Origin of the sequence: Streptomyces sp. NPDC050743 (assembly GCF_044456925.1) — a bacterium.
Classification (GTDB): domain Bacteria; phylum Actinomycetota; class Actinomycetes; order Streptomycetales; family Streptomycetaceae; genus Streptomyces.
In genome coordinates this window covers 1-12,126 of sequence record NZ_JBITGJ010000005.1, presented here as the reverse complement: position 1 = coordinate 12,126, position 12,126 = coordinate 1, and the positions used below count along the sequence as shown (strand labels likewise).

The following is a 12,126-nucleotide window of genomic DNA, read 5'->3' as shown; positions in this document are numbered from 1 at the left end:
TTCGGCCTCCGGCTCGGTGTGGTCCTCGGCGGGCTGCGGCTCGGCCTGCGGCGTGGTGTCGCCCTCGGCCGTCGCCTCCGCCTCGGCGGTCTCCGCGGCCTCCGGCTCGGTCTGTGTCTCGGCCTGTGCCGGCTGCTCGGCCTGCGGCTCGGTCTGCTCCTCGACCTCTGCCTTCTCGGCCTGCGGCTCCTCGGGCGCGGCCGCCTGCTCGGCCTCCGGCTCGGTGTGGTCCTCGGCGGGCTGCGGCTCGGCCTGCGGCGTGGTGTCGCCCTCGGCCGTCGCCTCCGCCTCGGCGGTCTCCGCGACCTCCGGCTCGGTCTGTGCCTCGGCCTCTGCCGGCTGCGTGACCTCGGCCTCGGCCGTCTCCGTGATCGGCTCCTCGGGCTCGGTCGGCTTGTCGGGCGTCGGGGTGGCGGGGGGCTCGGTCTCCGCCTTCACCGTGGGTTCCGCCTCCGAGGGGCGGGGGACCTTGATGTTGTTGAAGGCCGCTACCACCAGGTCGTGTTCCTCGTGGGAGGAGCGGCGGGGTTCGGGGACGGTGGGGTCGGCCGCGGGGGCTGTGGGCTGGGGGGTTTTCGGCTGCGCCGGCAGGCGGTCCGCACCCTCTGCCTCCGTGGCTCGTCCCTTGCGGGAGCGGCTGAATGCGTTCCGCAGGAGAGTGAGAATGCCCATGTGTGCAACCCTTCGCGTGAGTTGATCCACGTCGATCCTTGGCCAGGACGGACACGTAAGGTTAGCGAAGCACTCAGTGGGGGGAAGCGATCGACCGGGCTGCCGCGACCTCCTGGCGCAGCGGCTCCAGGACGCTGCCCGCGGGACCGGTGAGGTCGGTGCGGACCGGGGTGAGGATCTCGGCGTCCCGTACGCCCTCCGAAAGCTCCCGGAGTTGCAGGACCACCTGGGTGATCTCGGCCGCGGACGGGCGCGCCGCCCCGTGCCGCACGCGGACGCGCGCCGCCGTCGTGGCGTCGACGATACGTTCCACCGCCACGACCAGCGGCCACCACGCGGCCGCGCGGCGGCCGGTCGGCGGTGGTTCCGTCAGGGCCCGCTGGAACTCCGTACGGATCACCGAGAGGTCGCGGTAGAGGCGGCGGCGCATGCGGGCCCGCTCGGCGGGGTCCCGGTCGGCGGCGAACGCCGTCTCCACGTACCGCGCCGTGTCCGCCACCGCGTCGGCCAGGCGGTCGCCGACTCTGGTGCGCCAGCTCTCCGGCCAGAGGAGGTAGCCGGCCGTCAGGGCGATCGCGCAGCCCAGGAGCGAGTCCGTCAGACGGGGCAGCAGCAACGCCGTGCCCTGGTGGTTCAGGATGTCCGACAGGAGGAGGATCACCGGGGTGATGGCCGCCGTCTGGTAGCCGTAGCCGCGGGGGGTCAGGGCCGGGATCAGGGGGGCCAGGAGCAGCATCGCGAGGACGTCCCACCAGCCCAGCGGGACCTCCGCCAGGACCACCGCCGCGATCACTAGGCCCGCCACCGTGCCGAGGGCGCGCAGCAGGGCGCGGGAGAAGACCGAGCCGAAGTCGGGCTTCAGGACGAAGGTGATGGTCAGGGCGACCCAGTAGGAGCGGGGGACGGGGATGAGCGACACCAGGGCCTGGGCGATGCCGATGCAGACCGCCAGGCGCAGGCCGTAGCGCCAGGAGTTGGCGGAGAGTACGACGTTGCGGGCCGCTCTGGCCGTTCGGATGCCCAGCGCCGCCGGGCGGCCCAGGCGATCGTCGATGCCCCGGGGGTCCACGTCGGGGGCCGTCACCACCTCGGCCGTGTGGCGCAGGGCGTGGTCCACCGCGCGGGCCGTCTCCGTCGTCGGTACCGGGAGGTGCAGGGCCGTCGGGCCCGTGTAGCCCGTTTCCACCGCCTGGGCCAGGTGGTGGACCGCCGCGGGGATCTCGGGCGGCAGGGGGCGGGCCGCCAGGTGGGCGGCGGGGGCCGCCTCCACCACCGGGATGATGGCGTTCAACTGGGCGAGGAGACGGGTGAGTTCGGGGCTGCGGCCGTGATGGCGGGCGCGCCGGGCGAGGATCAGGTCGTAGGACTGGTTGAGGGATTGGGTGACCGCCCGGCGGGCCTCGTCGTATTCCTCGATGTGGTCCGTGCCGGAGACGGTGAGGAGCGTGGCGACGGTGCGGTAGGCGGTCGCCACCGCCGCGCGTTCGGGCACGCCCGAGCGCAGCGGCCAGGCCAGGAGGGCGAGGAGGAGGACCAGGAGGCCTCCGCCGGTCATCAGGGCCGGGGCCAGCCACCAGGGGCGGGGCAGCGGGATGCCCGCGCCCACCACGCAGTTCAGCAGGAGGAGCAGGCCGGAGACCGAGGCCACCGCGCCGATCGTCGAGATCATGCCGGAGAGCAGGGCGATCCCGGTCACCACGGCCACCGCGTACCAGCCGTGGCCGTACACCAGCGTGCCCAGCGTCACACCGACCGCGCCGAAGAACTGCGGGACGGCGATGTTGAGGATGCGCATGCGGTAGGCGTCGGCGGTGTCGCCGATGACGCCGGACAGGGCGCCCATGGAGGCGAGGGCGCCGTACGCCGGGTAGCCGGTGGCGAGCCCGATCGCCAGGGGGAGGGCCATGGCGATGGCGGCGCGGGCGACGGCTGCCTTGTTGACGGGCGCCTGCTGGGGGCGGAGGTTCCGGACCAGCCAGTCGGGAGGGGTGAGGCCGATGGGGAACTCGCGCGACATGCGGCCATTATCGCCGGTTCGTTCCGCGCCGATCGGAGTCCTCCCAGGTCGGCGCCCTGGTCCCGCCGGGCTCACCCGCGCCGGTGCAGGGTGACGTCCACGACGAGGGCCCGGTGGTCGCTGCCGGTCACGCGGAGGAAGCCGGCGCCGGTCGCGGTGAAGTCCGCGGAGAGCAGGACGTGGTCGATCTGGGCGCCGATGACGGAGGCGGTGCGTGCGGGCCAGCTGGCGGCGTGGTCGTGGCCGGCGAGAGGGGCGGCGTCGGTCAGGCCGGTGCCGAGGATGCGGCGGAAGGCCGCGTGGTCCTGGGTGGCGTTGAAGTCGCCGGCCAGGATGGTGGGCGTACGGGGGTCGGCGGCGGCGAAGTCGCGGAGTCGGCCGAGTTCGCGCCGCCACAGGCCGACCTGGCCCGGCAGCGGGGGCATGGGGTGGGCGAGTTGGAGGCGAACGGCGCGGCCGTGCACGTCGGCGACCGCGCCGGGCATGCCCATGGTGCCGGGGACACCGGCCGTCGGTTTCAAGGGGTAGCGGCTGAGGATGAGCGAGCCGTGGGAGCCGGCCGCGCGGACCGCCTGCCGGTAGGGGTAGGCGGTCGCGAAGTCGGCCTCCAGCGTGGCCTGGCAGGTGAACTCGCACTCCTCGACGAACACGACGTCCGGGCGCCGGTTTCGGATCCGCGGGACCAGGGCGGGTGCGCCGCGCCCGAACTCCACGTTGGCGGTCAGCACGCGCAGGGTGGCGAGCGGCGGGCCGCCGGTGCCGGTGGGGTCGTCGTACGGCTGGACGTACCAGGCGAGCACGCCGAGTACGACGGCCCCGTACACCAGGCCCGGCCACCAGCGGGCGAGCAGCGCGCACAGCAGGGCGAAGCCCGTCGGCACCAGCAGCCAGGGCAGGAAGGCGAGCAACTGGGGCACCGGGGTGACACCGTCGGTGTCGGCGAACCGGCAGCCGACGACCACGCCGACCCCGGCGAGCAGCAGTCCGGCACACCAGGCACCGAGCCTGCGTGCGGGGCGGCGGTTCACGCCACCGAGCCTACGGTGGGCGTTCCGCCGCGCGCCGGGAAATCGACAGGTGGAAGGACACCGTCCGGCTCCCGCGACCCGGCTTCGTGCGCGGCGAGTCGGACGGTGTCCGGCATTGCTCACGGCCCGCGCGGTGGCCGCCGAGGCCGACAGCGACGGCGGGAGGGCGCTGTCGGCCCGGACCCGCCGGACCCGCGCGGTTGTCCACAGGCTGGGGACGGCGGGTGTGCCGGGGGCGTCAGGCCTGGGCCCGGGTCGGGGTCTGGGGCGGGGACGTGGGTGGGGGTGGGGGTGGGGGTGGGGGTGGGGGCGACACCGGTGGGGCGGAGCGGCGTGGGGGGCGGGTCAGGCGGAGGCGGCGGGTCAGCCATGCGGTCAGCGCCACCGTGAGGCCGAGGCCCAGCAGGAGCCAGGCCACCGTGCGCAGGGTGCCGGTGAGGGCGTCGTAGACCGCGCCGACCGCGGGGTGGGGGACGTCGTCGGGCAGGCCGGCGAGGGTGAGGCGGCGGCCGACGGCCACGGCCAGGGCCAGCACACCGCCGCCCAGGGCCGTGCCCAGCGCGGTCGCGGCGATGGCGCGGCGGCGGTGGACGGCGAGGGCGATCCCGGTGGCGGCGAACGCGACGGTCGCCACCGGCAGCCAGAAACCGGCTACTTCGAGCACGTGGAAACCCTTCCGGAATGAGGCCAGTTCGCTTGCCGGGAGCACCGAGACCGCGGTGTGCTCCACCGGGATGCGCGCGGCGATCGACACATGGTCACGGGTCAGCTGACGCTTGACCTGGGCGGTGACGGCGGCGAAGTCGACGGTGACCGCCCGCCCGGCCGCCTCGTCGTCCTCCTCGTCGCGCAGGGCGCGCAGAACCGCGTCGTGGGTGACCCGGTTGCCGGTGTCCCAGGCCAGCCGGAAGGCCTCGGTCTGGGTGAAGGAGCGCACCGCGTCGCGCACGAACGGGCGGAGGGAGCCTCCCCCAGAGGGGGTACCCCCAGCCGGGCGGACGTCGAGATGCTGGTCCACCGCGCGCAGGATGCCGTCACCGACCGTGTCCGCGACGGCCTCGCGCACGTACGGGTCGGTGGCCAGCGGTGCCATCGTGGTGACGTACCGGCTCGTGTCGGCGAGCCCGTACGCCGCCCAGGCCGCCAGCGCGCCGAACGGCACGAGGAGGCAGGACAGGACGAGCAGCAGGGCCGACAGGGCGCTCCGGATACGTGGGGGCACGTTTCCAGCGAACGGTCCCGCGGGCGCGGACGCGAGCGGGGCGCGCGCATTCGGGCGAAGACCCGCACCCCTTGGCGGAACTGGGGACTCCGATCTCCGGTGGAGGGTTCACCCGAACGGGTGTTTCCTGGTGTTGGGGGGAGGAGACCGGTGCAAGGCCGGGTGAGGGAAGTGGGGAATCACGGGGAGGCGTGGGTCCCGGCCCGCCGGGACCCTCGTCCACACCCTCGCGGCCTTCGCGGCCCGCGCGGGTCAGCGGACCCGGTGCCCGAACGCGTCCTCGCGCGTGTAGTAGCGGTAGAAGAACGTGCCGAAGGTGCAGCCCGCGACGAGCAGCGACATCATCACGGCCCGCCAGGCCGAGTGCGGTGTCTGGATGTACAGGAAGCCGAACGCGATGCCGGCGAACGCCGACCACAGCAGCGCGTGCAGTTCCCGCGTCATCCTCGGGGCCAGCCTCAGCAGGGCGATGGACACCACCGCGAACACCAGCGCGCTGAGCCAGCCGAGCAGCAGGTTCCCGCCGGTGATGGGGCCGCCCTGGCGGGCGTCGGCCGCGACCCAGTAGCCGTAGACCAGGCCCAGTGCGACCGGGACGGCGAAGTGCGCGATGCGGTGGGTGCGCGCGTCGAAGACGTCGGGCGGACGGGTGCGCCGCCCACCGGGAACCCGCTCTCCGATCTCCCTGCGGCCGGGGCGGGCCATGCCGCCGGGCACGGGTGCCGCTTGAGTCATGAGAGCACTCCTCTCTCTCCTCGCCCCCGCCTTCCAGAGCACACCTGGGGGCACGGCCTGGCAAGTCGGCCAGGAGGGTGACGGGTGCCCGGATGCGGCGGGTTCTCTCCCGTGTTTCGCTGGAAATGCCGAGACACATGGAGGGCTGCCCGCCGTGACGGACATCGAGTACGGCCGGCGGCGCCGATCGTTGCGCGTCCGTGGCCGGAACCTCGGTTGCGTGCCGCCCCTGCTGCTGCTCGTCGGCATCGTGCTGCTGGACCTCAACACCAGCGAGCGGTTCCGGATCATCACCTGGATCGTGCTGGTCCCCGGCACGGCCGCCGCGATCTGCGGGGTGTGGACGACGGGCGCCTTCGCCGTGCTGACGGTGGTGACGTACTTCGCCGTCGACAGCGCCTGGCCGGGCGAGTACCAGGCCGGGCTCGGCGACTTCGTGCTGGTCGCCGTCGGCGGTCTGCTGGCCGTGATCGCCTGTGCCATGCGGCTGCGCAAGGAGCGGCAGACCCTGCACATCCAGGACATCGCCGAGACCACCCGCCGTACCGTGCTGCGCCCGCTGCCGACGCGCTGGGCCGGACTGGAGCACGCCGGGGTGTATCTGGCGGCCGACGTCGAGGCCCGGGTCGGCGGCGACTTCTACGACATCCAGCCCGGCCCGCACGGCACCCGCCTCTTCGTCGGCGATGTGCAGGGCAAGGGGCTCGGCGCGGTGGAGACGGCCGCCGCGCTGCTCGGCACGTTCCGCGAGGCCGGCTACCACGAGGCGGACCTCGTGACCGTCGCCGAGCGTCTGGAGATCCGGATGCTGCGGCACCGCCGGCACACCACCGCGCTCGGCCGCGCGGACGGCGACCGGTTCGCCACCGCCGTGCTGATCGGCTTCCCCGAGGACGCGACGGACAGCGTCGACGTCGTCAACTTCGGCCACGAGCCCCCGCTCGCCGTCGGCCCGCGCGGAGTCCGCGAACTGCCCGGCGGCGACGGGCTGCCGCTCGGCTTCGCCGACCTCGTGGGCGCTCTGCCGCCCGTGCACCGGGTGCCGCTCGCCGCCGACGAGACCCTGCTGCTGGTCACCGACGGGGTGACCGAGGCCCGCGACCGGCGGGGCGCCTTCTATCCGCTGGCCCTCCGGCTGGCGCCCGCGGTCGCCGACCGGCCGGACCTGGCCGACCCCTCGCGGCTGGTCCGGCTGGTCCGCGACGGCGTCCTGCGGCACTGCGGCGGCCGGCTGGACGACGACACCACGGTGTTCGCCGTGCGGCGGACGCGGGAGGCGGCGGGCGAAGACGGCGAAGACGGCGAAGAGGGACGTTTGCGGTCCTGAGGCTTTCCCGGGGCGCGCGTTTGCAGCCGCAGCGGTTACGGTGCTGGCTGGAGAGCGTGGAGAGCCGACCAGGTCGGCAGGGCCGACAGGGGCTACAGGGCTACAGGGGGAGGACCGATGCCCGGAACCGTGCTGCTGCTCGCCGCCTCGCCGGTGGGCCGGGGGCGGCTGGTGGACGCGGCCGGTGTGCTGCCGGTGCTGGCCGCCGTGGCGCCCGCCGTGCTGTCCGGCACCGACACCGCGAACGTCGTGGAACTCGCCGACCCGCTGGAGCCGCAGGCCGTGCTGACCCGGCTGCGCGCCGCGGCGGCCGCGCCCGGGCCGCTGACCTTGTACATCGCCGGCCAGCTCCAGCTGGACCGCCGGCAGCGGCTGCCGCATCTGGCGCTGGCGCGCACCACCGCGGCGACGGTTCGTTACACCGGGTTGCCGTGGCACTGGATACGGGAGGAGCTGCGGTTGCGCTCCGCTGTGAATACCGCGCTGGTCGTGGATGTGCACGCGGACGCGGAGGCGTGGCGGTACGTCGCCGAGCGCGGGCTGGACTGCGGTGCGAACGCCGCCGTTTACGGGCGTGTGGCGCCGGGGGGTGCGCGGCGGGGGGCGGCGGAGCCGGTGTACATGAAGGCGGTGGCGACGTTGCTGCGCAGTGGGCATCGGCCGCCGCTCGTTCAGTTGCACGAGCAGGCGTTGGCCCGGATCGCGGAGTCGAGTGCCGGGCGTGACCTGGTGCTGGCCGTCCCCGGGGGCTCCGCCCCCAGACCCCCGTTCACCCACCCGCCCACCCACCCCGGTCGCCCGGAGGGCCGACCCCCCACGGCCCCCGGCACCGAGCAGACGCCGCCCGCTGTCACGCAGGTCCCGCTTCCGCCCGGCACCGAGCAGGAGCCGTCCGCCTTCAGGTCGAACCCGCCCGGCATCAAGCGGGACTCCTACGCCGCCAAGCAGGGCCCGCTCCTGCCCGGCACCGACCTAACCCTTCAGGCTGTCACGCCGGTCCCGCTTCCGCCTGGCGCCGAGCAGGATCCGCCCGCTGTCAGGCAGGCCCCGCCCTTGCCCGGCACCGAGCAGCAGCCGTCCGCCGTCAGGTCGAACCCGCCCGGCACCGACCAGGCCCCGCCCGCCGTCACGCAGCTCCCGCTTCCGCCCGGCGTCCAGCAGCCCCCGTACCCCATCACGCAGGCTCCGGCCGCCGTCAAGCAGTCCCCGCGCACCACCGAGCAGGACTCCTACACTGCCGGTCGAGAGCCTGGCGCTGTCGGCCAGGACTCCCACGCCGCCGGTCGCGATCCCCGACCCATCGGCCAGGCCCCCGACGCCGCCGGTCGGGATCCCCGTGCCATCGGCCAGGCTGCCGATGCCGCCGGTCGAGATCCCCGTGCCGTCGGTCAGGCTGCCGATGCCGCCAAGGCAGCCCCCCGCCCCATCGGCCAAGACCCCCACGCCGCCATCAGTGCCGCCGTGCAGGGTGGGCGGCATGGGGAGGCCGAGGTACTGGCCGCTCAGCAGGAGCGGCTTGCCGTGCGGGTTCATGGTCCCGCCTCCGATGAAGCCCTGCACTGGGCCGAAGTCCGGGCGGATCTCGCGATGTTCGCGGGGGACGCGGAGCGCAGCTGTCGGGCGTGGCTCGCCGTCGCCGGGGTGCGGCTGGCCGCCGGGCAGGCCGTGGACGCGCCTGCCGTGGAGGCGGCCGTGGACCGGGCGCACCACCAGTGGGGCCGGATCACGGACGCGGCGCGGGCCCGTGAACTGGGGCCGGAACTCGCGGAGTTGCGGCTACGGGTGCCGGGCCGCCGGCGGGGCGCGCTGGAGAACGTCCGGCGCCAGCTGCGGCAGCTTCAGACCGCCCGGTAGCCCCCGGAGGGCCCCGTCAGGCCACCGACAGCAGTGCCAGGGCCCCGGAGACCAGCGTGCGGACGCCGGGCGCGATCACGGACAGGTCGGGGGCGAAGTGCGGGCTGTGGTTGCTCGGTACGGCCGCGAACTTCTCCGGGAGGGTGTCGCCGGGGGCCTTGTCCCACACCTCGGCCGGGGTGGTGGTCACGAACCAGTACGAGTACGGGATGGCGCCGTCGAGCGCCAGCGCGGGGAAGTCCTCGCTGCCCATCGCCGGACCCGGGTCGAACACCGTGCCCGCGCCGAAGACCTCGCCGTGCACGGCGGCCACCGTGGCGTCGGTGGGCGCGTCGTTCACGGTCACGGGAAAGGTGTTGCCGAGGACGATGTCGGGCTCACGCGGGCAGCCGGCGGCCAGGCACTCGCCGTGCGCGATGCGCCGGATCGCGGCCAGCATCCGCTGCCGTACCTCCTCGGACTGGCTGCGCAGGTTCAGCGAGATGCGGGCCTCGGACGGGATGATGTTGTGCCGGGTGCCGGCCTCGATCCGGCCCACGGTCAGCACGGCGGACTCGCCGGCGGCCAGCTCCCGGGAGACGACCGTCTGCAGGCGGGTGACCAGGTAGGCGGCGGTCACCACCGGATCCACGGTCGCCTCCGGACGCGAACCGTGGCCGCCCCGGCCGTGCACCACGATGTCCACGTCCGTCGCCGCCGACATGATCAGTCCCGGCGCGTGCGGGTACAGGCCCGCCAGGCCGGGAGTGGCATGCTGTCCGAGCAGCACGTCCGGCCGGCCGAACCGCTCGTACAGCCCGTCCGCGACCATCCGGGCCGCGCCCTGCCCGGTCTCCTCGGCCGGCTGGCCCACCACCAGCAGGGTGCCCCGCCAGGTCTCCCGCCCGGCGGCCAGGGCCTCGGCGGCGCCGGTCAGCCAGGTGACGTGCAGATCGTGCCCGCACGCGTGCATCACCCCGTCCGCCTCCGAGGCGTACGGCAGCCCGGTGGCCTCCTGGACCGGCAGCGCGTCCATGTCGGCCCGCAGCAGCACGGTCGGCCCGTCGCCGTTGGCCAGCCGGCCCACGACCCCGGTGCCGCCGACGCCCTCGGCGGTGTCGAACCCGGCGCCCCGCAGCCGCCCGGCCAGCGTCCCGGCGGTGCGGTGCTCGCGCAGGGACAGCTCCGGGTGGCGGTGCAGGTCGCGGTAGAAGTCCTCCCACCGCGTCACCGGGAGGTCGCAGGTCAGGTCCAGGGCGGTACGGGCGGCGGCAGAGGTCATGGTCGCAGCGTAGGCCTCCGGCGGGGCGGGCGGGAGGGCCGGTCGTGCCGGCCCTTTGCCGGGTTCAAGACCGGCTGACCGTCACCGCGCGGGCGCCGACTGCTGGGTCCGGTCGGCGTTCGGCCCGGGGTCCGCCGCACGGGCCGGGCCCGCGTTCGCCGCGAGGATCAGGGCCGCCGCGGCTATCACCGCTGCGGCAAAGGCCCTGCGGGCGGTGGTGTTTCCGTAGGGTGCGGATGTACGTCCGGGCACGGCGACCTCGCAACACAACAGCGACGTATTAAGCAGACTTAATCCGCCGTTTAACCTAGAGGCTCTACGGGTCCAACGGCAAGTGATGCCAGGAGAGTTGGGGGTCAGCGATATGCGGGAACGGGACGACCCTGCGGTCATCGGACGGCGCGTACAGCACCTACGCACCCAGCGCGGGCTGACTCAGCGGCAGTTGGCGGAGGCCGCCTACACGCCCGCCTACATCTCCACCGTGGAGGCGGGCCGGGTGCGACCCTCCGACGAGGCGCTGCGGCACATCGCCGGCCGGCTCGGCGTGGCCTTCGAGGAGCTGGCCGTCGGCCAACCCGCCCACCTCGCCACCGACCTCAGGCTGCGGCTCACCGAGGCCCAGCGGGTCCTCGCCGACGGCAGGGCCGAGGAGGCCGCCGGCCAGTACGCGGCGCTACTCGCCGAGGCGGAGTCCCACGGGCTGGGCTGCGAGCAGACCACCGCGCTGCTCGGCCTCGGTGAATGCGCGCTGGAGACCGGCGAGTTGGAGAAGGCCCGGGAGTTCTTCGAACGCGCCGAGGCACACCTCGCGGACGAATCCCTCCCGGTGCGCGTACCGGCCGTCCGGGGCCGCGCGGTCGCGCACTACCTCGCCGGTGAACTCCGTTACGCCGTCTACCTCCTGGAATCCACCCTCGACGAGCTCAACCGCGGCGGACTGCACGATCCCGACGCCCTGCTCCTGCTCTACGCCAGCATCATCGGCCCGTACATGGACATGGGCGCGCACGCCCGTGCCGCCCAGGCCGCCGAATTCGCCCTCGCGCTCGCCCCGCAGGCCGGCGACCCGGCGCTGATCGCCCGGATGCACCGCTCGGTGGCCCGCACCCTGATCGCCGAGGGCCGGGTCACCGAGGCCGACGCCTCGCTCGCCAAGGCGGCCGAGCTGTACCGCCGGCTGAGCCTGCGCACCGAGCTGGCCAACTGCCACTGGATGCGCGGTTACGTCTGTGCGCAGAACGGCGAACTGGAGCGCGCCGAGGCCGAGTTGCGCCAGGCGTACGCCATGCTCTCGGAGACCCGGGCCGCGCTCTACCGCAGCCAGGCCGCCGTGGAGCTGGCCGACGTGCTGCACCGCCGGGGCAAGTCGGAGGAGGCCGCCGTGCTCCTGGAGGGGGTCCTCGGCGACTTCTCCTCCGAGCGCGGCGCGGTCCACGCCGCCGCCGCCCACCGCCTGCTCGGCATCATCGCCGAGGACGCCCGGGAGACGGAGGCCGCCGAGGAACACTACGTCCGGGCGCTCAGCCTGCTGGAACGCGCGGGTGCGGCCGGCGACCTGGCCGACCTATGCCGCCTCCTCGGCGACCTGCTGCGCCGCACGGGCCGTATCGACGCCGCCCTGGACGCCTACCGCACCGGCCTCGGCCACCGCACGACCCCGGGCACCACGACCCTGGGCCCGGCACCGGCCCAGCCACCGCTGTGAGACACGACGAGAGGCCTTGAGGAAGCCGGGGACCGGGACCTGCCAGGAGCCGACTCGGTGCCGTGTCCAGGAGGAGTCCCGAAAGGAGCCGTCCCGGCAATCGCGCCCGGGCTCGCGCAGGAGCCGACCCGGGACCGTGCCCAGGCGACTTCCCGGAGGAGCCGAACCGGGGCCGTGCCCAGGGGAGCCCCCGGAGGAGTCGTCCCGGGTTCACCGGGTTCCTCCGAGGATGCCCCGGCCTTCAGGCCGGGGAGGAATCGGACTCCTGCGGAGCAGGGCAGGGACAGCCGGATCGCCGTCAG

8 protein-coding genes and 1 pseudogene are annotated in these 12,126 nt (G+C 74.5%); 3 read left to right on the top strand and 6 right to left on the bottom strand.

The features are described from left to right. The 5 genes and pseudogenes from ACIBJF_RS07520 to ACIBJF_RS07500 all read right to left on the bottom strand — a co-directional run. Positions 1–672: pseudogene (locus ACIBJF_RS07520) on the bottom strand (Toxic cation resistance protein); the annotation flags it as partial. Positions 673–745: 73 nt separating this feature from the next. Next, positions 746–2,689, bottom strand: a complete 1,944-nt coding sequence (locus ACIBJF_RS07515) for an FUSC family protein (protein ID WP_399172768.1) — start codon at positions 2,687–2,689, stop codon at positions 746–748. Positions 2,690–2,760: 71 nt separating this feature from the next. Then, the gene (locus ACIBJF_RS07510; RefSeq protein ID WP_399172767.1) at positions 2,761–3,717 is read right to left on the bottom strand and encodes an endonuclease/exonuclease/phosphatase family protein; all 957 of its coding nucleotides are present in this window, start codon (positions 3,715–3,717) and stop codon (positions 2,761–2,763) included. 238 nt (positions 3,718–3,955) lie between these two features. After that, entirely contained in the window at positions 3,956–4,939 is a 984-nt protein-coding gene (locus ACIBJF_RS07505; protein ID WP_399172766.1) for a hypothetical protein, read from the bottom strand. 252 nt (positions 4,940–5,191) lie between these two features. Continuing rightward, on the bottom strand, positions 5,192–5,674 hold the full coding sequence (locus ACIBJF_RS07500; protein WP_399172764.1) for a hypothetical protein: 483 nt from the start codon (positions 5,672–5,674) through the stop codon (positions 5,192–5,194). A gap of 154 nt (positions 5,675–5,828) precedes the next feature. On the opposite strand from ACIBJF_RS07500, the gene ACIBJF_RS07495 reads away from it, so the two are divergent. Beyond that, positions 5,829–7,001, top strand: coding sequence for a PP2C family protein-serine/threonine phosphatase (locus ACIBJF_RS07495; protein ID WP_399172763.1), 1,173 nt, complete (start codon positions 5,829–5,831; stop codon positions 6,999–7,001). 117 nt (positions 7,002–7,118) lie between these two features. Continuing rightward, the gene (locus tag ACIBJF_RS07490; RefSeq protein WP_399172762.1) at positions 7,119–8,855 is read left to right on the top strand and encodes a hypothetical protein; all 1,737 of its coding nucleotides are present in this window, start codon (positions 7,119–7,121) and stop codon (positions 8,853–8,855) included. A 16-nt stretch (positions 8,856–8,871) separates the two neighbouring features. Here the strand turns inward: ACIBJF_RS07490 and ACIBJF_RS07485 are convergent, their stop codons facing one another. Then, positions 8,872–10,116, bottom strand: coding sequence for an amidohydrolase (locus ACIBJF_RS07485; protein ID WP_399172760.1), 1,245 nt, complete (start codon positions 10,114–10,116; stop codon positions 8,872–8,874). 364 nt (positions 10,117–10,480) lie between these two features. Between ACIBJF_RS07485 and ACIBJF_RS07480 the strand changes: the two genes are divergently transcribed. Continuing rightward, a complete protein-coding gene (locus ACIBJF_RS07480) occupies positions 10,481–11,824 on the top strand; it encodes a helix-turn-helix domain-containing protein (protein WP_399173029.1) in 1,344 nt (447 codons plus the stop codon). The last annotated feature ends 302 nt before the right edge of the window (positions 11,825–12,126 follow it).